The organism is Alteriqipengyuania abyssalis (assembly GCF_019857185.1).
GTDB classification, from domain to species: Bacteria; Pseudomonadota; Alphaproteobacteria; order Sphingomonadales; family Sphingomonadaceae; genus Alteriqipengyuania; species Alteriqipengyuania abyssalis.
This window is the reverse complement of record NZ_JAHWXP010000004.1, coordinates 1-21,774: the sequence shown is the minus strand read 5'-3', so window position 1 is coordinate 21,774 and position 21,774 is coordinate 1. Positions and strand designations below refer to the sequence as shown.

General features: G+C 64.9%; 15 protein-coding genes. 12 read left to right on the top strand and 3 right to left on the bottom strand.

The features are described from left to right. Positions 1-20 precede the first annotated feature (20 nt). From KYN89_RS13520 to KYN89_RS13475, 10 genes are all read left to right on the top strand, one after another. Positions 21-1,736, top strand: a complete 1,716-nt coding sequence (locus KYN89_RS13520; RefSeq protein ID WP_222825588.1) for a thiamine pyrophosphate-dependent enzyme — start codon at positions 21-23, stop codon at positions 1,734-1,736. A 70-nt stretch (positions 1,737-1,806) separates the two neighbouring features. Continuing rightward, positions 1,807-2,226, top strand: coding sequence for a hypothetical protein (locus tag KYN89_RS13515; protein ID WP_222825587.1), 420 nt, complete (start codon positions 1,807-1,809; stop codon positions 2,224-2,226). A gap of 120 nt (positions 2,227-2,346) precedes the next feature. Next, positions 2,347-3,246 (top strand): cytochrome c oxidase subunit II, encoded by a 900-nt coding sequence (locus tag KYN89_RS13510; RefSeq protein ID WP_222825586.1) that lies wholly within the window; start codon positions 2,347-2,349, stop codon positions 3,244-3,246. Further along, positions 3,243-5,348, top strand: coding sequence for a cbb3-type cytochrome c oxidase subunit I (locus KYN89_RS13505; RefSeq protein ID WP_222825585.1), 2,106 nt, complete (start codon positions 3,243-3,245; stop codon positions 5,346-5,348). The genes KYN89_RS13510 and KYN89_RS13505 overlap by 4 nt, the downstream gene beginning before the upstream one ends. Continuing rightward, on the top strand, positions 5,345-5,971 hold the full coding sequence (locus tag KYN89_RS13500; protein WP_222825584.1) for a cytochrome c oxidase subunit 3: 627 nt from the start codon (positions 5,345-5,347) through the stop codon (positions 5,969-5,971). Before KYN89_RS13505 ends, KYN89_RS13500 begins: the two co-directional genes overlap by 4 nt. Further along, a complete protein-coding gene (locus tag KYN89_RS13495; RefSeq protein WP_222825583.1) occupies positions 5,968-6,360 on the top strand; it encodes a cytochrome o ubiquinol oxidase subunit IV in 393 nt (130 codons plus the stop codon). Before KYN89_RS13500 ends, KYN89_RS13495 begins: the two co-directional genes overlap by 4 nt. A gap of 157 nt (positions 6,361-6,517) precedes the next feature. After that, positions 6,518-9,808, top strand: coding sequence for an FG-GAP-like repeat-containing protein (locus KYN89_RS13490; protein ID WP_222825582.1), 3,291 nt, complete (start codon positions 6,518-6,520; stop codon positions 9,806-9,808). A gap of 211 nt (positions 9,809-10,019) precedes the next feature. Further along, positions 10,020-11,069 (top strand): FG-GAP repeat domain-containing protein, encoded by a 1,050-nt coding sequence (locus tag KYN89_RS13485; protein WP_222825581.1) that lies wholly within the window; start codon positions 10,020-10,022, stop codon positions 11,067-11,069. After that, positions 11,066-16,981, top strand: coding sequence for a cadherin domain-containing protein (locus tag KYN89_RS15505; protein WP_222825580.1), 5,916 nt, complete (start codon positions 11,066-11,068; stop codon positions 16,979-16,981). The genes KYN89_RS13485 and KYN89_RS15505 overlap by 4 nt, the downstream gene beginning before the upstream one ends. A 109-nt stretch (positions 16,982-17,090) precedes the next feature. After that, positions 17,091-18,176, top strand: coding sequence for a TIGR03032 family protein (locus KYN89_RS13475; protein ID WP_222825579.1), 1,086 nt, complete (start codon positions 17,091-17,093; stop codon positions 18,174-18,176). A gap of 20 nt (positions 18,177-18,196) precedes the next feature. On the opposite strand, the gene KYN89_RS13470 is transcribed toward KYN89_RS13475, so the two are convergent. The 3 genes from KYN89_RS13470 to KYN89_RS13460 form a co-directional block, all read right to left on the bottom strand. Further along, the gene (locus KYN89_RS13470; RefSeq protein WP_222825578.1) at positions 18,197-19,501 is read right to left on the bottom strand and encodes an SGNH/GDSL hydrolase family protein; all 1,305 of its coding nucleotides are present in this window, start codon (positions 19,499-19,501) and stop codon (positions 18,197-18,199) included. A 15-nt stretch (positions 19,502-19,516) separates the two neighbouring features. Next, positions 19,517-19,879 carry a hypothetical protein gene (locus KYN89_RS13465; protein WP_222825577.1) on the bottom strand — a complete coding sequence of 121 codons (363 nt, stop codon included), beginning with the start codon at positions 19,877-19,879 and terminating at the stop codon, positions 19,517-19,519. Positions 19,880-20,024: 145 nt separating this feature from the next. Further along, positions 20,025-20,171, bottom strand: coding sequence for a hypothetical protein (locus KYN89_RS13460; RefSeq protein WP_222825576.1), 147 nt, complete (start codon positions 20,169-20,171; stop codon positions 20,025-20,027). 248 nt (positions 20,172-20,419) lie between these two features. Here KYN89_RS13460 and KYN89_RS13455 point away from each other — a divergent pair, with 248 nt between their 5' ends. Both KYN89_RS13455 and KYN89_RS13450 read left to right on the top strand, forming a co-directional pair. Continuing rightward, positions 20,420-21,043, top strand: a complete 624-nt coding sequence (locus KYN89_RS13455) for a response regulator transcription factor (protein WP_248285291.1) — start codon at positions 20,420-20,422, stop codon at positions 21,041-21,043. Positions 21,044-21,153: 110 nt separating this feature from the next. Next, positions 21,154-21,774, top strand: a 621-nt coding sequence (locus tag KYN89_RS13450; RefSeq protein WP_222825575.1) for an acyl-CoA dehydrogenase family protein, incomplete at its 3' end; no start/stop codon positions are given.

Sequence of the window (21,774 nt, the reverse complement as noted above, 5' to 3'; positions counted from 1 at the left end):
TCCCGAACGAAAGGAAGAATATGTCGAAGAAGGTGGCGGAGATCGTCGTCGATGCCCTGCAAAAGGCGGGTGCGAAACGGATCTACGGAATTCCCGGCGATACGATCAATCATTTCACCAATGCCGTCGCCAAAAGCGACCTTCGCTGGATCACCGTGCGCCACGAAGAGGTGGGCGCGTTTGCCGCTGGCGGGGAATCCTACATGACCGGCGAACTCTCGGTCTGCGCGGGCACCTGCGGGCCGGGCTCGCTGCACTTCGTCAACGGCATCTACGAGAGCCACCGCAACGGTGCTCCGGTGGTGCTGATAGCCTCCGACGTCGCGCGCACGGAGAGCGGCTTCAACTTCCCGCAGGAAGTCGATCAGAAGAAGATTTACGAGCAGCATTCGCACTTCTGCGAATATATCTCGCACCCCTCGCAGGCGCGCCGGATCGTGACCAAGGCGGCTCAGGCTGCGCTGACCAAGCGGGGCGTGGCGGTCGTCATCGTGAACGGCGACATGTTCACCGAGACCGACGAGGATGCGATGGAGTGGGAGGTCTATCGCCCGCAGCCCGTGTGCCGCCCGAACGACGCCGAGATGGCCGAGCTGGCCGCGATGGTCGATGCCGCCAGCAAGGTCTCGGTCTATGCCGGGATCGGTGCCCGCGACGCGCGCGAGGAGATCATCGCCTTCTGCGAAAAGGTGAAGGCACCGATGGTGCACACCACCCGTGCGAAGGAATTCCTCGAGCCCAACAACCCATACAACGTCGGGGTGAACGGTATCCTGGGCAACAAGGCGGGCGTGGAAGCGCTGGAGGATGCCGATCTGGTCATCTCGCTGGGCTGCGACTTTGCCTACACCCAGTTCTACCCCGAGGCGAAGAAGATCGTGCAGATCGACATCGACCCGACGCATCTTGGCCGCCGGTCGGCGATCAACATGGGGCTGGTCGGCGATGCCAAGACGACCTTCGCGGCGTTGACCCCGCTGGTTGCGCCGAAGAGCGACGACAGCCATCTCCAGACGCACCTCAAGCAGTGGGCCGAAGACCTGAAGGGCTACGATCAGGAGGGCGAGGAGCATGATCCCGACCTGATCCACCCGCAATTCGTCGCCAATATGCTCGACGCAAAGGCGGCGGACGATGCGATCTTCGTGTCGGACGTCGGCACCGCGATGGTGTGGATGCTGCGCCACCTGAAGGCCAACGGCAAACGGCGCTTCCTCAACAGCCTGCTGCACGGCACCATGGCGAGCGGGATGCCGCAGGCGATGGGGGCGAAGCTCGCTTACCCGGACCGGCAGGTGATCGCGATGTGCGGCGACGGCGGGCTGACCATGCTGATGGGCGACCTGCTGACGCTGGTGCAGGAGGACATTCCGCTCAAGCTGGTGGTGTTCCACAACAACACGCTGGGCTTCGTGGAGATGGAGCAGCGTGTCGAGGGACTGGTCGATCACTTCACCGGGCTGCACAATCCCGATTTCGCAAAGCTGGCAGAAGCCTGCGGGTTTGCCGGATGGCATGTCGAGCAGGCGGGCGAGCTGGAAGCGGCGATGGATGCCTGGCTGCGCCACGAGGGGCCTGCGCTGCTGGACGTTCACGTCAACCAGATGGAGCTGGTCATGCCGCCCAGGGTCGAGGTGTCTCAGGTTGCATCGACCGCCCTGTTCGGCGTGAAAGCCGTGCTCGATGGTCGTACGAAGGAGGTCGTCGATCTGCTGCGGAACAATTTCTTGCGATGACCTCGCCAGCGGCTAGTTTGGCCGCGCCATTCAACGCCGGGCTGCGCCGGTGCAAATCAGGAAAATGATGATGACCTTCAAGATGAAATACGCCCTGCTCGCCCTGCCGCTGGCCCTCGCGGTGTCGGCCTGCGAGAGTCCGGCGGAAAAGCAGGAAGAAGAGGCGCAGGCCGAAACGGTCGCGCAACCCGGTTTCGACGGCACCGCCGCCACGCCTTCCGAAGCGCGCGACGAAGCTTTTGCGCTTGCAGCGAAGCTCTCTTCGGGCGACCTGGACCCGAACGAAGCAGTGAGGGTGCTCGAAGATCTCGACAGCCTCGTCAGCGAGAACCTGACCGATTTTCCGGAAGACATGCGTCCGGCCCTGACCGAGGATATCGAGTCCGCGCGCGACGCGCTGGAAGCGGATGATGAGGCGGGGATGCGCGAAGCGGCGACCCAGTTCCAGAACAAGCTGACCGCTGCTGCGACGGGCTCCGAAGCACAGTAATCGATAGCGCGCCGTCCTTTTGGCGGCGCGCTGTCCCTGAATTTGGGCGGCTTTCACGGGGAAGCCGGGGGCTAGGTTTTTATGTCTTGGGCCCGACTGGCCGCAGGCTGTCTGCTTGCATTGATCGCCACGGACGCCGCGCTGGCGTCCGGCGCGCTGCAGCAGAGCTTCCTCCAGCCGATGGGGCCCGTCGCGCAGGAGCAGGCGACCCACCTGATGCGGGTGGTGGGGATCACGATGATCGTGATCCTCCCGGTGCTGGTGGGGGTGCCCCTGATTCTGTGGCGCTACCGCTATGCCAAGCCGCGCGGCGCCTACGCGCCCGAGTGGGAGTTTTCCGGCAAGCTCGAATATGCCCTGTGGGGTGTGCCGGTCCTGATCGTGATCGTGCTGGCTAGCTGGCTGTGGTATTCCACCCAGAAGCTCGATCCATACCAGCCGCTCGGCCCCGACCCACTGCAGGTGCAGGCCATCGGGCTCGACTGGAAATGGGTGTTTATCTACCCGGCAGAGGGGATTGCGACGGTCGATGAACTGGTCGTGCCGGTCGGGCGTCCGGTGGAACTGACGCTGACCACCGATACCGTGATGCAAAGCCTGCTGATCGCGCCGCTGACCGGGCAGATTTATGCGATGCCGGGAATGACGACCAAGCTGAACTTCGCCGCGACCCGTACAGGGGAGGCGGAGGGCGAGAATACGCAGTTCAACGGCGACGGTTTCGGCCGCCAGAAATTCACCCTGCGCGCGCTCGACCCGGTGGACTACATTGTATGGACGGCGCGAGGCGACAACGGCCCTACGCTCGATGAAGCGACCTATGCCACATTGCGTCGGCGCACGGTGCTCGCGGAGGCGCGCGGCGATCTGGGGCTGGAGAAAAATGCGCAGCCGATCGTGATGACGCTCGGCCAGGCAGACATCTTCCAGCAGATCGTTGCGAAATACCATGGCGGCGAAGCGGAACGCTGGGGCGGCATCGGACTGCCGCAAACCGGCGCGACGGGGGCTGGGAAATGAGTGGGCAGACCAGCCCGATTTTCGGCAATCTCGACTGGAGCGTGACGCCCTTTACCGATGTGCTGCAGCATCCGGGCACCAGCACGATTATCGGAGCGTTTGCGGCGAGCGTGCTGGTCCTCGGTGCGATCGCCGCGGTGGCCCTGTTCACCCGCATGCGCTGGTGGGGGCCGCTTTATCGCAACTGGCTGACGTCGCCCGACGCGAAAAGAATCGGCATCATGTATATCGCGCTCGCGCTCATCATGCTGGCGCGCGGGATCATCGAAGGCTTCGTCATGCGGGCCCATCAGGCGAGCGCGCTCGGCACTCTGGCACAGCGGGAAGGCGGCCTCGTCGCGCCCGATCACTTTGCGCAGCTGTTCAGCACGCACGGCACGATCATGATCTTCTTCGTCGCGATGCCGCTGCTGATCGGCCTGATCAACTTCGTCCTGCCGCAACAGCTGGGCGCGCGCGACATGGCGTTTCCGGTGCTCAATCAGGTGAGCCTCGGGCTGACCGCGGCGGGCGCTGCGCTGGTGATGATCTCGTTGCTGGTGGGCGATTTCGGGACCGGCGGCTGGACCATGTACCCGCCCTATACCGGCAAGATCTTCAGCCCGGGCGAGGGCGTGGACTACTGGCTCTGGGCCATCCTCATCTCGGGCATGGGATCGACGCTGACGGGGATGAATTTCGCCGTCACCATCTTCAAGGAACGCGCGCCGGGCATGCATTTCATGCGCATGCCGCTGTTCTGCTGGACCAGCCTGTGCGTCGCCATCATGCTGATCTACGCCATGCCCGCGCTCACCGTGTCGAGCGCGATGCTGGCGCTGGACCGCTATGCCGATTTCCACTTCTTCACCAACGAAGCGGGCGGCAACATGATGAACTATGCCAACATCTTCTGGATGTTCGGCCACCCGGAAGTCTACATCCTGATCCTGCCCGCCTTCGGGGTGTTTTCGGAGATCAGCTCCACCTTCTCGGGCAAGCGGCTCTACGGCTATACCTCGCTGGTAATCGCCAGCATGAGCATCGCGGTGATCAGCTTCACCGTGTGGCTGCACCACTTCTTCACCATGGGGCAGAGCGCGGCGGTGAACATCGCCTTCGGTATCGCGACGATGGTGATCGGTATTCCGACCGGCGTGAAAATCTACGACTGGATGGCGACCATGTGGCGCGGTCGCGTGCGGATCACCACGCCGATCGTGTACCTGACCGGGTTCTTCCTGCTGTTCGTGATCGGCGGACTATCGGGCATCATCCTCGCCAATCCGTCGATCGACTATCAGGTTCACAACTCGACCTTCCTGGTGGCGCATTTCCACAACGTGATCATCCCCGGCGTGCTCTATGGCATGCTGGCGGGCATTCACTACTGGTTTCCCAAGGCCTTCGGCTTCCGGCTGAGCGAGACGTGGGGCCGCCGCACCGCGTTCCTGTTCGTCGGTGGCTTCGTCTTCACCTTCATGCCGCTCTACGTCCTCGGCCTGATGGGGATGCCGCGCCGATCGCCCACCTTCCAGAACCCCGATTTCCTGCCGTGGATGTACATTGCAGCGTTCGGCGGGGTGCTGATGCTATGCGCGCTCGCCAGCCTGATCTGGACGTTCTGGACCAGTTACCGCCACCGCGCGGCTCTGGCAGTGCCGGGCGGCGATCCGTGGAACGGCTCGACCCTTGAATGGTCGACCCCCGCGCCGGTGCCCGAATGGACCTTCCCGTGCATCCCGCAGGTGACCGCACGCCACGAGTGGGGCGAGCGCAAGCGCGCGGGCGACCCGTGGAAGGCCCCCGCCGAGTACACTGACATTGAAATGCCCGCCAACACGGCGCACGGCTTGCTGATCGCGATTGCGACCTTCGCCTTCGGCTTTGCGATGGTGTGGCATATCTGGTGGCTCGCGATCCTCGGCGTCCTTGCCATACCCGGCCTCGTGATCTTTCGCGCCATGCGGATCATCGAGCCTCGGATCATCCCGGCTGCCGAGGTCGCCGAAGCGGACGGCCGCTTCCGTCAGCTGGTCGCGAGCCTCCCGGCGGCAACACGCGCCGACGAAGAGACCGAGCGCAATCGCGGCGTCCCCGATATTGCGGAGTTCGCAGGATGAGCGGCAACGGCCTCTATCCCGGCCTCAACCTCGGCGCGACGCATGGGGAGGCCCACGAAGACGCGGAGAAGACCGTGTTCGGCTTCTGGGTCTTCCTGATGAGCGACCTCATCATCTTCGGCATCCTGTTCGCCTCTTACGCTTCGTATCTCGACCCCGTCGGCATGGCGGGCGGTCCGGGGCCGAAGGACCTGTTCGACCTGACCAGCGTGGCGATCCAGACCGCTTTCCTGCTGGTCGGCGGGATCGCCTATGCGGGTGTGTCGCTGGCGCTGAAATATGATCAGGGCCGCGCGAAGATCATCACCTGGCTGCTGGTGTGCGCGGTGCTGGGTGCAGGCTTCCTGTTCTTCGAAGTGAAGGATTTCATTGCCCAGGCGGGTGAAGGCGGCGTGCCGCAGGCGAGCGGATGGCTCAGCTCCTACTGGGCGCTGGTCGGGCTGCACGGCATCCACGTTTTCTCCGGCATTCTGTGGATATTCGCGACGATCGGACAGATCGCGACGCGCGGGCTCGACGATGTGGTCAAGGTCCGCCTGTCGATGCTCGGCGTGTTCTGGCATTTTCTCGACCTGATCTGGGTCGGGATCTTCTCGCTCGTTTTTCTGGTGCCCCTCGCATGACCAAGCCCAATACCGGAGAGCTCGATCCGCAGGGCAAGGCGGCCAGTGAGATCAGGAGCTATGCGACCGGCTTCGTGATCAGCCTGCTGCTGACCGTGGGCGCGTTTGCGGCCCTGCTGTCGGATTTGCCGACGACATGGAAGATCGCCCTGATCTGCGGCGCGGCGCTGGTCCAGATCGTGGCGCACCTGCGCAATTTCCTCCATCTCAGCCTTGCCGATGCGCAGTCAGAGGAGGATCTGCTTCTGGTGCTGTTCTCGGTCTGCCTGCTGGCGATCATGGCGGGCGGCACGTGGTACATCATGTCCGACCTTGGCGGGCGCATGCACGGGGGATCGCAGGGCGAGGTCGGGGATGGGCATATGGAGCCGGATCGAACCCATCGCTGAGCGATCGCGGTGCGAGATTTTTGGCTCCGAACCGGCGGCTTTTCCCCTCTGCGAAACCGTCACGCCGGACCATTTTTTGCGTCGGTCGGCGGCCAGTTATGGTAAACCTGCGATGATGGACCCGGCGGGGCCCGGGTTGGTGTCGGGGGGGGCGACCATGCCAGTTTCAAGCTTCATCATTCAGTATTCGAACGTAAATTATTCCGACCTTCTGTCGGCCGATGCCGATCTCATCATAACCGAGGGTGATGGCGATGATTCGCCGCTGATCACGGAACAGCTCACCCCGGGCGAGATCGCCAACCTTGTCGCGCAGGGCCGTTTGGTCGCAGGCTATGTCAATGTCGGCGTGACCGACGCGGTGCGCGGATACTGGAATCCGGACTGGACCTCGGCAGGCTCCTACGGGGCGGGCGAGGATGATCTCAATCCGGTCGCCGCAACGGCGCCTGCCTTCCTGCAGGGTGCACCCACCAACAGCTTCGGGCGGCTGGTCGATTTCACCGATCCGGACTGGCAGCAGATCGTGATCGATCAGGTCACGTTCTTACTTACCGAGCGTGGCTTCAACGCGATCTTCCTCGACGATGTGAACACTTACTACCAGCGATATGTCTCGCTGAACGGAGAGCCTGCCACCGCTGCAGAGCGCGACGAACTTGCCGCGCAGGCACAGGCGATGACCGAGTTCGTCACCCGCATCCGGGGCGTGATGGACAGTATCAATCCGGACGCGGTGCTGATCGCATCGACCGATCCCTATATGCCCGACAACTCGCCGGGGGGTGCGAGCGGAGCGATCGCCGACCAGTATCGCGACGCGGTCGACTGGTATCTGCTGGACAATATGCCCAACCAGGCCGCACTCGACCGGGCCGCCGCTGTGTTCGGAGACCATCTCCTGGTCGTCCAGTCGGACGGCACCTTCCCGACCGGGTCGGCTGGGCCGCTGCCCCTCGACGATCTGCACGGCTACGGGCCGGCCTTCTACGCCCCGTCATCCGCCTACGACACCTTCGTCCCGTTCGAACGTCCGACCGCCACGACCGGCACCCTCATCGAAGGCGGTAATGGCCCGAACACGCTTCGTGGGGGCGATGGCGATGACATCATTCTGACCGGCGAGGGTGCGGACACAGCCTATGGCGGGGGCGGGAATGACTTGATCGCCGGTAGCACCTCAGGAATGCGCGCTTTCTTTGCCGAAGGTGCCGAAGTCACCCGGCCCGTGCGTCAAGGTGCCTTCGTGATCGTCAACGGGGGAGACGCACTTTACGGAGAGGGCGGCAACGATCGAATTTACGTCGGCTACAACAGTCTGGCCGACGGAGGCGCAGGGTTCGACACTGCCTATGTCGATATGCGCTTCATGTGGGTGCCGTGGGTAGCGGGCACGGTTCTCACCACGCACAACGACCTTGGAGTGAACGTCGATCTGTCGCAGGCGGACAATGGTTCCGTCGTTCTCGATGTCGGCGGGGTCGGAAACCTCGCGGTCACGCTGACCGATTTCGAGAGGTTCGTGATCACCTTCGGATCGGGCGACGATGTCGTCATCGGCGGCGCGGGCAATGATATCCTCGAAGGAGACTCCTACAATTTTCCTGGCGGCAACGACACGATCGACGGCGGGGGTGGAGACGACGACCTCTATGGCGGTGGCGGAGCCGACATTTTGCGCGGTGGTGATGGGAATGATCTGCTCAACGGCGGAGAGGTGCGGCCGGGATTCGACGACTATGCTGCCGACCAGCTGTTCGGGGACGCCGGTGACGATCTCATCATCGGCCGACCGCTCGACATCATCGATGGCGGCAGCGGGTACGACACGCTGGAGCTCTGGCTGAGCGAAAGCGGGCTCGACTACACGATCGACCTGGCGGCCATCACTTCCGGCAGCACCGTAACCCTTATCGACGGGACGTCGATTACAGGGATCGAAGAAGTCTCGGTGCTGCGCCTGGGGGATGGCAACGAAACCGTCATCGGCACTTCGGGCAACGACACTATTCGCGCAGAGGGCGGCGATGACGTGCTCGACGGCGGTGCCGGGGTGGATACCGCGAGGTTTGACGGCAGGCGCAGCGAATATACCATCACACAGCTCTCGAATGGTCATGTACAGGTTTCCGGGCCGGACGGGACCGATGATCTGGTTCGTATCGAGCAGCTGCGGTTTTCGGACGGCACCTATGTGCAGGAAATAACCACCGGCCCGGTGAGCCTGGGCTACGCAGGCTTCGGTTACGCGCCCGAGGCAGGCGGCTGGGCGGACAACACGACCTATCCGCGCGGCGTGGCGGATATCGACGGCGATGGCCGGGCGGACCTGATCGGCTTCGGCAGTGCAGGGCTGTTTGCGGCGCTTTCCAATGGTGACGGCACCTTCGGAGAGACCTTCCTCGCCTATAACGGCTTCGGCGCGAGCAATGCTGCGGGCGGCTGGGCGAACGACGATCTCTACCCGCGCACCATTGCCGATGTGAACGGCGACGGGCTGCAGGATCTGATCGGGTTCGGTTCGGCTGGCGTCTCGATCGCGCTCGGCCAGGCTCCGGCTTCGGGGCAGGCGGTCGCTTTCGGTCCCGCCACGCTCGCCTACGCAGGCTTCGGCGCGAGCGATGCGGCGGGCGGCTGGACCAGCGCGGACACCTACCCCAGAACCGTGGCGGACGTGAACGGCGACGGGCGCGGCGACCTGGTCGGGTTCGGCGGCGCGGGCGTGTATGTCGCGCTCGGCCAGTCGGATGGCAGCTTCGGCGCGACGCAGCTTGCGCTGAACGGGTTCGGCGCTTCGGATGCGGGCGGCGGCTGGTCGTCGGACGATCGCTTCCCGCGCGTGCTGGCCGATGTGAATAATGACGGACGCGCGGATATCGTCGGCTTCGCGGCCAATGGCACTTACGTCGCGCTGGGCCAGTCCGACGGGAGCTTTGGTAGCATGATGCTCGGCATAGCGGGCTTCGGCTATGCCGATGTTGGCGGCGGTTGGTCGACCGCAGACCGCTATCCCCGCACGCTGGGCGATGTGAACGGCGACGGGGTGGCGGATATTATCGGCTTCGGCGGAGACGGCACCTACGTAGCGCTGGGGCGCGGCGACGGCACCTTCGGCGATGCCACGCGGCTGGTCGATTCCTTCGGGCAGAGCGATGCCGGTGGCGGCTGGTCGAGCAACGACCGGTTTCCCCGCTTCGTCGCCGATATCGATGGCGATGGACTGTCCGATCTGGTCGGCTTCGGCGGGGCAGGGGCCTATGTGGCGCGCGCCAGTGTCGGGTGGGTGCGCCAGAGCGGGCAGGAAGGTCAGTCCGGAGCTGGCGATCACCTGCCCGATTGGGCCGAGGTTTTTGCAGGTGCCGAAGCTGCGCCCGACCCGCGTGGGCCCTTGCCCCTGCCGGTAGAGATGGCCGCGGTCGTCGAGCATGCCGCGATGCATGCCTTCTAACGTCGCACCACTGCGGAAAAACGCTCGTACTGGGCGAAATACCCAGTTGCCATAGGTTTCTATTAAGGATTATTTGCCCTTCGACTTAGACGGTATCCCTTGCTGTTGCGAAAAGGGGGTCGTGGTCGCGCGGTCTTCGCGTGAAGTGGCGCCCGGCAGCGTGCTGGCATGTCCCCTCCATGCGTGAGATGTGGGTCGGAGGGGACATTAAGTGGCATATCTGTCTTTCGGGCGTTTCGATTCCTATGTGAACCTTGGTATCGGCGCTAAGCCCATCGACCGGGAGGTTTCCGGCGAGTGGACCGATCTTACGGGCGAACGCTCGTATACAGGTCGTCAGACGACCTCGCTGAGCCTGCCGGACTGGCAGGCCGATCCGTTCTCGACCGTGTACGCTCCGCTGCCGCAGCCAGTACCCACACAGCCCGCGCAGGCCGAATTCGGCGATACCACCCCCATTTATGACGGCTTCGGCTATCTGCCGTCTGCGGGGGGCTGGTCGGACCAGCTGACCGCCCCGCGCACCATGGCGGACATGAATGGCGATGGGCGCGCCGATATCGTCGGCTTCGGCGAGGCAGGCGTGTACGTCGCGCTGGCGGATTCGCAGGGTGGCTTCGGGCAAGCCTTCCTTGCCTATAACAGCTTCGGGTTTGGCGATGCGGCGGGCGGCTGGGCGGACAGCGCCACCTATCCGCGCACGATCGCCGACGTGAATGGCGATGGCCGGGCCGACCTGATCGGGTTCGGCTCCGCCGGCGTCTATGTCGCCTTGGGCGAGGCACCGGGCTCCGGGCAGGAACTCGCGTTCGGCAATGTCTTCCTCGCGATCGAAGGGTTCGGCGCGGCAGACGCGGGCGGCGGCTGGTTCTCGAACGATGCCTACCCGCGCATGATCGCCGACGTGAACGGCGATGGCCGGGCGGATATCGTGGGCTTCGGCGGGACAGGGGTGTTCGTGTCGCTCGGCCAGGCGGACGGCACCTTCGCAGCCAGCCAGTCTGCCTATTCGGGCTTCGGCCGCAGCAATGGCACGGGCGCGTGGATCTGGCAGCAGGAAACCCCCCGCGAACTGGCCGACGTCAACGGCGATGGCCGGGCGGACATTGTCGCCTTCGGCCGCGACGGCGTTTACGTCTCCTTCGGGCAGGCAAACGGCACCTTCGCCACCGCGAGCTTCGCGCTGGCAAGCTTCGGTGCGGATGCGGCGGCAGGCGGCTGGGTCAATAACGACACCTATCCGCGGCGCGTCGGCGAGTGAACGGTGACGGATTCGCCGATATCGTCGGCTTCGGGTCGAACGGGGTCTACGTCGCCGTTGGGCGTGGCGACGGGACCTTCGCCGATCCGGTGATGACCATCCAGGGCTTCGGCGGCAGCGAGGCAGCGGGCGGCTGGTCTTCCGAAGGCCGCTTCCCGCGTGTCCTCGCCGATCTCAACGGCGATGGCATCGCGGATATCGTCGGCTTCGGGCCCGGTTCGGTCTATGGGGCGCTGGGCGTTAATCCCAACCGCAGCGCGCCGGTGATCACCAGCGGTCCGAGCGCGAGCGTCTCGGAAAACCAGACCAGCGCCTATCTCGCGCGCGCGACCGATGCCGACGGCAATGCGATCACCTTCTCGATCTCCGGCACGGATGCGGCGCTGTTCACCATCAACGCCAGCACCGGCGTGGTGACCTTCCGCAATGCGCCGGACTACGAGAACCCGGCGGATGCGGGTGGTGACAACGTCTACAACTTCACCGTCACCGCCAGCGACGGGCGCTTCTCCACCGATCAGGCAGTGGCGGTCACCGTCACCAATGCGAACGATAACAGCCCGGTCTTCACCTCGGGCGCGAGCGTGAACGTCGCGGAGAACCAGACCGCCGCCTACACCGCGACCACGACCGATGCCGATGGCAACATCATCCTCTACTCGATTTCGGGCGTCGATGCCGCGCTGTTCAATATCGACGCGGCCACCGGCGTGGTCACGTTCCGCAATGCGCCGGACTACGAGAACCCGGCGGATACGGGCGGCGACAACGTCTACAACTTCACTGTCACCGCCAGCGACGGGACCAATTCGACCAATCAGGCAGTGGCGGTCACCGTCACCAATGCGAACGACAACAGCCCGGTCTTCACCTCGGGCGCGACCGTGAACGTGGCGGAGAACCAGACCGCCGCCTACACCGCGACCACGACCGATGCCGATGGCAACATCATCCTCTACTCGATTTCGGGCGTCGACGCCGCGCTGTTCAATATCGATGCGGCCACCGGCGTGGTGACCTTCCGCAATGCGCCGGACTACGAGAACCCGGCGGATGCGGGTGGTGACAACGTCTACAACTTCACCGTCACCGCCAGCGACGGGACCAATTCGACCAATCAGGCGGTGACGGTCACCGTGACCGATGTTCTCGAACAGCGGATCATCGACCTGACCACGCTGACCGGCGCGCAGGGCTTCATCATCCAGGGCGATGCGGCGCGTGACTACGCCGGAACATCGGTTTCGTTTGCGGGCGATCTAAACGGTGACGGCTATGCCGACGTGATCGTGGGAGCGCCTGACGGCGACGATGGCGGCTCTGTTGCTGGCGAGGCCTACGTGGTGTTCGGCTCTGCAAGCGGATTCGGCACCGATGTCGATGGTCGCCAGGTGATCGACCTGACCACGCTCACTGCGGCGCAGGGTTTCGTCATCCAAGGCGATTCGGCTGCCGACCGGGCGGGGGGGGCGGTCTCATCTGCAGGGGATATCAATGGCGACGGTTATGATGATCTGATCGTCGGGGCGGCTGGCGGCGACGATGGCGGCAACTTGTCGGGCGAGGCTTATGTGGTGTTCGGCACGGCATCCGGCTTCGGAACCAATGTTAATGGCCGGCAGGTTATCGATCTCACTACGTTGACGGCGGCGCAGGGCTTCATCATCCAGGGCGATACGGCGAACAACAGTGCGGGCACCGCAGTTTCGTGGGCCGGCGATGTGAACGGCGATGGCTATGGCGATGTCATCATCGGGGCAACGGGCGTGGACGATGGCGGTTCGAGGGCTGGCGCGGCCTATGTGGTGTTCGGTTCGGCGAGCGGGTTCGGCAACGACGTCGATGGCCGCCAGGTGATCGACCTGACCACGCTCACCGCCGCGCAGGGTTTCATCATTCAAGGCGATGAAGCCAGTGACAACGCCGGTTGGTCGGTGTCCTCGGCGGGCGATGTCAACGGCGATGGCTACGACGATCTGATCGTCGGGGCGCGCTATGGCGATGATGGCGGCAGTAATGCAGGCGAGGCCTATGTGGTGTTCGGTTCGGCGAGCGGGTTCGGCAGCGACGTCAATGGCCGCCAGGTCATCGACCTGACCACGCTCACCGCGACGCAGGGTTTCATCATCCAGGGCGATGTTGAGGGAGACCTTGCCGGTTGGTCGGTGTCTTCGGCGGGCGATGTGAACGGCGATGGCTATGACGATTTGATCGTCGGGGCGCGCTACGGCGATGATGGCGGCAATGACGCAGGCGAGGGCTATGTCGTATTCGGCTCGGCCTCCGGTTTCGGGACCGATATCGGCGGTCGCCAGGTGATCGATCTCACCACGCTGACCGCGACGCAGGGCTTCATCATCCAGGGCGATGTGTTGAGAGACTGGGCCGGATTCTCTGTCTCCTCGGCGGGTGACATCAATGGCGACGGCCTCGACGATCTGATCGTCGGAGCCCCCTTGGGCAGCGATGGCGGTAGCTATGCCGGAGAAGCCTATGTCGTATTCGGTTCGGCCTCCGGGTTCGGAACCGAAATCGGCAATCGTCAGGTGATCGACCTGACGACGCTGAGCGAAACGCAGGGCTTCATCATTCAGGGTGATGAGAGTTACGACCAGGCCGGCAGGGCGGTCTCCACGGCTGGCGACATCAATGGTGACGGGTATGACGACCTGATCGTCGGTGCGCGGGTCGGTGACGACGGCGGCATCAATGCCGGCGAAGGTTACGTCATCTTCGGGGGCGCGACCGGTACCGAGAGCACGACCGCAGTCACCCGCACCGGCACGGCAGGTGCGGACAACCTGATCGGCAATGCGGGCAACGACACGCTTGTCGGCAATGGCGGCGCGGATGTGATCCGCGGCGGCGCGGGCAACGACACGATCTCGATCTCGGACCTCACCTTCGCCGATATCCGCGGTGGTCACGGCAGCGACACGCTGGCGCTGGCCGGATCGGGCCTCTCGCTCGATCTGACGACCAACGCCGTCCGTTCGCGGATCGACTCGATCGAGGTGATCGACCTGACGGGCAGCGGCAACAACAGCCTGACGGTCGACGCAATGGCGATCCGCCGGATCACCGAGCAGCGATCGACTGGCGAGGCGACGCTGATCGTCCGCGGGGATGCGGGCGATGTAGTGAATGCCTACGGTTTCACCGCCAACGGCACGCAGGTGATCAATGCGGTCACCTATAACCTGTACGAGAACGGCAATACCAATCTGCTGATCCGGCAGGGCGTCACCGTGGCGACCAGCGATCCGAACGGCCCGGCAAACGTGGTCGATCTGAGCACGCTCTCGGCAGCGCAGGGCTTCATCATCCAAGGCGACACCGCTCAGGATCAGGCGGGTTATGCCGTGTCGATCGCGGGCGACCTCAACGGAGACGGCTTCGCCGATGTGATCGTGGGTGCGCGCTATGGCGACGATGGCGGTGACCGGGCGGGCGAAGCCTATGTCGTCTTCGGATCGGCTGGCGGCTTCGGCACCGATGTGAACGGTCGCCAGGTGATCGACCTGACCAGCCTTACGAGCGCGCAGGGTTTCATCATCCAGGGCGATACAAACTACAATCTTGCGGGTTCGGCTGTCTCGAACGCGGGCGACATCAACGGAGATGGCTTCGACGACCTGATCGTCGGCGCGCCGCAGGGCAGCGACGGCGGCAGTTATGCCGGCGAGGCCTACGTGATCTTCGGCAGTGCGAGCGGTTTCGGGACCAGTGTCGGCGGGCGGCAGGTGATCGACCTGACCACGCTCACGAGTGCGCAGGGCTTCATCATCCAGGGCGACGCAGCAAGCGACGCCGCCGGGGTATCGGTTTCGAGCGCAGGCGACATCAACGGCGATGGCTACGAAGATCTGATCGTGGGTGCCAAGGCCGGCGATGATGGCGGCAGTTACGCGGGCGAAGCCTACGTGATTTTCGGCAGTGCGAGCGGCTTCGGCACCGATGTCGGCGGGCGGCAGGTAATCGACCTGACCAGCCTTTCGAGCGCACAGGGCTTCATCATCCAGGGGGATGCCGCGGGTGACGCAGCCGGTTTCGCCGTTTCGAACCTCGGCGACGTGAACGGCGACGGCTACGACGACATGGCCGTAGGCGCGCTGTTCGGCGATGATGGCGGCAACGGCGCGGGTGAATCCTATGTCGTCTTCGGCAGCGCGAGCGGCTTCGGCACCGATGTGAACGGTCGCCAGGTGATCGACCTGAGCAACCTGACCCCAGCGCAGGGCTTCATCGTTCAGGGCGACGCGGTCGGCGACCGGAGCGGGATGGCCCTTTCCAACGCCGGCGACATCAATGGCGACGGCTACGACGATTTCATCGTAGGCACGCCGCGAGGCAATGATGGCGGAACCTACGCGGGCGAAGCCTATGTCATCTTCGGATCCGGAGATACCTTCGGCACCACGGTCGCAGGCCGTCAGGTGATCGACCTGACGACGCTCACCGCCGCTCAGGGTTTCATCATTCAGGGCGATGTCCAGTTCGATTTTGCCGCCCATTCCGTTGCGAGCGCAGGCGACATCAACGGCGACGGGCTCGACGATCTGATCATCAGTGCGAACGGTGGCGACCTCGGCGGGGCCAACGCAGGCCAGGCGTATGTCATCTACGGCTCGACAGGGGGCTTCGGCACGGCGGTCAGCGGTCGTCAGGTGCTCGACCTGACCAACCTGACCGCGACGCAGGGCTTCATCATCCAGGGTGATACAGCGGGCGACGCTGTGGGCCAGTCGGTTTCGGGCGGTGGCGATATCAACGGCGATGGCTACGACGATCTGATCGTCGGCGGGACTGGCGGCGACGACGGGGGCGATGCCGCCGGCGAAGCCTACGTTGTCTTCGGCGGTGCGACCGGCACCGAGAGCACGACCTCGATCGTCCGCAGCGGCACGGCAGGTGCTGACAACCTGATCGGCAATGCGGGCAACGACTCGCTGATCGGCAATGGCGGCGCGGATGTGATGCGTGGCGGCGCGGGCGATGATTTCATCGCGGTTGCGGACTTGGCCTTCGCCGATATTCGCGGCGGTAATGGCTATGACACGCTGGGACTGGGCGGATCGGGGCTGACCCTCGATCTCACGGCCAATGCTGTGCGGTCCCGGGTCGACTCGATCGAGGCGATCAATCTCGGCAGTCTCGGCGACAATAGTCTGAGGGTGGACCGGTTGGCGGTGCTCGCGCTGTCCGACGATACCACCGGCGGGCAAACCACTCTGCGGGTCGGCGGCGATGCGGGCGATACGGTGTTCATCACCGAAACCGGCTGGGTCGTGGCGGCGGATGTGATCGTCGGCAGCACCACCTACGCGACCTATATCCGCGGCAATGCCCGGCTGCTGGTCCAGCAGGGGGTTACGGTCGAGAATGGGGTGACCAATGCCGCGCCCATCTCTGCCTTGTCGGACCACAGTGGCACCGTTCAGCATTTCGCCTTCGACAGCGGCCATGACATCGTTCGCGGTGGCGAGATGATCGAGCTGGTGGCGCCGATTCAGTTGGCGGGCAGCCATCGCTTGATGTCGCCCGGCATGCTCTTCGGTATGGGCGAGGAGGCGGCGGTGGGTGTCGACTGGCAGCCGTCTGGCGCACCAATCGCCAGCGGCCTGCTGGTGGGCGATACGGTGTTCGACGATGCGCTGATGACCGATGTGCTCAACACCTATTCCAGCATGTCGGGCACACCGGCTAACTTCGGCCTGCGGGCGGGTGAACTGCCTTTATATGGCGATCTGTTCGACGCCGGTACGGGCGATCATGGGCAGGTGCAGTTCGGCGTGGCGTCGCCGTCGGCGGCGGGGATGTTCCTCGACCCCGGGATCGAACCGGCAGCGGCGCACCATGGCCCCGCCGGATCGATCTCGCCCTTCGACGAAATGCCGATGCACCTCCTGTAAGCGCACCAGACCGGCTTTGCCATCTTGGCCCATGCCGGTTTAGGAAGGCGAGGCACGCCCGACGCGTGCCTCGCCTCATGAGCGGATTTGTTTTCCTGAAAGGACCAAGATGAACCCGGCGCCCACATCGCAGGAGCCCAGATTTGCGGTCGATCTGTCGCGCGGGTTTTCCGCCTGGCTGGCGACACAGCAGGCGAGCATCGCGATCACCACCTACCAGGTGGGCAAGGTGATCTTCTTCGGCGTCGACAAGGATGGGCAGTTCTGGAGCTTCAACCGCACCATCGGGCGGTGCCTGGGTATGGCAATCGGGACCGACCGCGAGACCGGCCGCGCGAACGAGATGTGGGTGTCGAGTGACGCGCAGCTCTATCGCTATGCCGATATCCTCGACCCCGGTCGGGAGGGCCCCAAGGGGGCGGATCTCTATCTTGCGCCGCGGACAAGCTACGTTACCGGCGATATCGACATGCACGATCTGGGGATCGACGCCGATGGCCGACCGATCTTCGTCAACACGCTGTTCAATTGCCTTGCACGGCCGGACCCGGACCACAGCTTCCAGCCGGTGTGGAAGCCGGACTTCATCAGCACGCTGCTGCCCGAGGATCGCTGCCACCTGAACGGGCTGGCGATGCGCGACGGCAAGCCCGCCTTCGTCACCGCCGTCAGCCAGTCCGACACCTTCGACGGGTGGCGGGGCCATCGGCGCGACGGCGGCGTGGTGATCGAGATCGAGAGCGGCAAGGTCGTGTGCGACGGCCTGTCCATGCCGCACTCTCCGCGCTGGCACGACGGGCGGCTGTGGCTGCACAACAGCGGCGAAGGTCAGTTCGGCTATGTCGATATGGACAAGGGCGCATTCGTCCCGGTCGCCTTCTGCCCCGGCTACCTGCGCGGGCTCGCCTTCACGGGCGATATCGCGGTGGTCGGCATGTCGCTGCCGCGCGACAACAAGACCTTCAGCGGGCTCAAGCTCGACGAGGAACTGGCCGAGCGCAAGATGAGCCCGCGCGCCGGGCTGTATTTCATCGACACCACGAATGGCAGCATCGTCCACTCGATGAACTTCGAAGGCATTGTGACCGAGCTTTACGATGTGTGCGTGCTGCCCGGCATCCGCCAGCCCGCCGCGATCGGCCCCGCCTCGGAAGAGATTCGGCGGACCATCAAGGTCGCCGACTTCGAAGGCTAGGGCCGAGGCACGCGGAGCGTCTACAGCCCGCGCGGGAGGTAGCCCGGCACCAGCGTGATCCCCTGGAAATACACGGGCTGGCTGGCGGTAGCTGCCGCCGTGTCGTGGTGCAGGCGCACTGTGATCTCGTAGCATTCTTCGGGCACCGTCAGCCCGCAGATCGCCCACGGTATCCAGGCATTGCCCTGATCCTGCGCAAGCGGCCGGGTGGTGCAGGCGGCCGATCCGCCCGCAGGGGCCAGCGCCTCCAGCGTGATCGCGCCCAGCGTGTGCGGCGCACCCGTGGGTTTGTACACCCAGCCGAACAGCGAGACCGGTTTGCCGCGCAGGAGGGCGTGGCCGTAATCGGGCAGGGTATAGGATATGCGGTTGAGGAACACCGTGCCGCCAGTGCTGGTGAGCTTGAGCGAATGGCCCAGCGCGCGATCGCGCACGATCCCCGCCTCCCTGCTCGCGGTCACCCCGGATGCAGCCACCCAGCCATCGGGCACTGCGCCGTCGAACTGCGCGAAGTCGCCATTGGGGATCAGGTTGAGCGCAGGGTCGAGCCCGCAAAGGGTCGATGGTGGGCCGAAGGCGGGGCGGGCGTGGGCTGCATCCCACAACTCACGGATCGCGGGCAGGCATGCCGCTTCGATCCCCGCGTCGCTCGGGTGCACCGGATCGCCATCGGCAAACCACGCGGACGGCTTGCCCGCTGCAAGATAGGGCGTGTGCGCGTCGATCAGCGCGATATCGCGCAGCCGCGCAACCCGCCGCCACGCATCGACCGCACTGTCCATCGCGGAGCCGTCCGCGCGCGGGTTCTGCAGCAGCGCGACGATCGGCACGCCCGGATGGGAGAGGCGATAGTATTCCAGCGCGGTGAGGAATTCGCCCAGCACCTGTTCGTCGCTGGTGCCGACCACATGATTGTGCCCGTGGCAGATGGTCAGCAGATCGGGCGTGTCGTCGGCCAGCCCGCTATAGCGCCACAGCGGGCCGAGACCATTGGCCAGCATCGCACCCGGCAGAGCGAAGTTGCGGATGCGCACGGTCGGCCCACTCCCGACCGCCTCGGTGGTCGCCGCGCCATAGCTGCCGTCGGCCCAGGTCCTGACGAGCACCGTGGGCTGGCTGGGGTGGGTGGCAATCACGTCGGCGAGGCGGAAGACGAACTCGCGCGGGTTCTCGCGCGAGTTGGACAGGCTGTCCGACCAGTTGGTGATCGACACATCGCGACCCTGGTCGAGCATGTGCTTGATATGGCCGAGGCCGTTGGCGGCGGCGGTCGACGGAGCTTGCGCCGCATTGGCGGCGGGACGGGGCTGGATCGTCTGGAGCATGGTGCGTGCCTTTCGTCAGTCGAGCAGGGTCAGGGCGGGGGCGAAGTCCGGGGCACCGGCACTGATCCCGGCCACAGCGAAGGGCAGCACGGTCAGGCCAGGTTCGACCGGCAGATCGATCGTGCCGCCCCCTTCCAGCGTGAGCGACAGCCGACCATGCTGCTGCGCGACGATCGCCAGCGCGCGGCCGGGCTCCAGCACGCTGTCGAGCGCCGCAGGGCGCGCGGCGCGATAGCTGACCTCGCCGATCGGCAGGGGGCTGGCGGCGCTGGCGGTTATCGCTTCGCCCGCCTGCTCGAAAGCGACGGCGGAGGGGGTGACGTAAGGGGCGGGGGTCTGGATCGGTTTGGGCGGGGACGGGGGAAGGGCTTGGGGCATGGGCATCTCCGACAGGGAAATCGCGCACCCGCGCCCGCACCGCGGGGGCGATGCGACGGACGGCAAACAGGCAGCGACTCGCGTCGTCTACGTCCGACAAACCCTTGTAGGACAGCGATAATGTGTAGGATTTGCGCTGGCCCGGTCAGCCGGTCTTGCGATGATCCTCGCGGTCGAGCGTGGAGTGTTTTTCCTCCCACGTCAGCGCGTGGCGGATGATCGTTTCCAGCCGGTCGTAGCGCGGCTCACACGGCACTGTCGCGAGCAGTCTGGTACTGTCCGCGATCTGCATTGCCGGGTCGCCTGGACGCCGCCCAACCGAGGCCGGGGCAGTTGCGCGCCGGGCAGAGCCGACGGGTCATTCATGTCCGAAATCGAGCAGGCACCCTACGCATGGATACCTAGGCATTGGCTGCTCTTCGGCAGCGTCCTGGGCCCTCGAATAGCTCCATATCGGCAATACCTCGCATTTCTGCGAAGCGGGAAAACGCGGATCACTGCGGTCGACCCTTAAGGGTTAACACGCAGCAGGGGGTGCAAATGCGGGGAACATTGGCGGTTATCGACGCGGACGAGCAGGTGCGCGATCAGGTTGCACGACAGGTGGAGGCGGCGGGCATCATCGCACAGTCTTACGACACGCTCGATCAATTCGTGACGCGGCGTGCGGGCGGGGAACAGGTGGTGCTGGTGGGCGACGACACGCCGACGGCGCTCGGCGTGTGTGAACACTTGCGCTCGCAAGGGTTCTGGCTGGCAGTGATCGCCTACGCCAGCCGGCCCAGCCTGCGGCGGGTGGTCGCGGTGCTTCGCGGCGGAGGGTATGACTATTTCTCGCTCCCGCTCGACACCGCTGCATTGCTGCGCAGTATCGACCAGCTCGGCGACGGGAATGCCCCCTATGTCGCCGCACGCCAGCGTGCGGCTGCGGCCCGCACCCGGCTGGCGCACCTTTCCCCTCGCGAGCGCGAGGTGCTGGCGCGCATGGCGGGCGGCCATTCCAACAAGGTGATCGGAATAGAGCTGGGGATCAGCCCGCGCACGGTCGAAATCCACCGCGCGAACATGCTCTCCAAGCTGGGGGCATGCTCCTCCACCGAAGCGCTGCGGATGTATTTCGAAGAGCACCTGCTCAACGGAGCGGCCGCGCGACCCGAAGGGTGACGCGCACCGGAGGGGGCGCGCTTGTCCATCAGGCGACAGAGAAAGCACTTTACGCGAGCGTAAACCTGCGCCAGTGTCGCGCCCATAACAGCCGGTATGGGAGAGTGAAGATGGCGAGCGTCGCCGAACCCGAAGCTAAAGCCGACCTGGACGCCTTCCGCGAGGAAGTGCGCGCCTTTCTGGCAGAGAATTTTCCGCCCGAACTGCGCGGCAAGAACAACCTCCTCAGCTCTGTCGAGGAAGCGGGTGAAGAAAGCCCCGCGGAAAAGGCATGGCGCCTCGCGATGGGCGAGAAGGGGTGGGGCACGCCCACCTGGCCGAAGGAATATGGCGGCGGCGGACTGACCAAGAAGCAGGCCCGCGCGCTCGAAGAGGAAATGGCCAAGGTCGGCGCGTGGAACCCGATCGGCGGGATGGGCGTGATGATGCTCGGCCCGACGCTGCTCGAATTCGCGAGCGAGGAACAGAAGCACGAGCATATCCCGCCGATCTGCAAGGGCGAGATCCGCTGGTGCCAGGGCTATTCGGAACCCAATGCCGGGTCGGACCTCGCCAATCTGCAGACGATGGCGGACGACCAGGGCTACCACTACCTCGTCACCGGGCAGAAGACCTTGCCCAGCGTCTGGCAATGGGCGGACAAGTGCTCCTGCACCATGCGCCCCAGCCGCGCGGCCCAGCCCCAGGGCATCTCTTTCCTGCCTCTCCACATGCCCCCCCCCCGAGCGCGG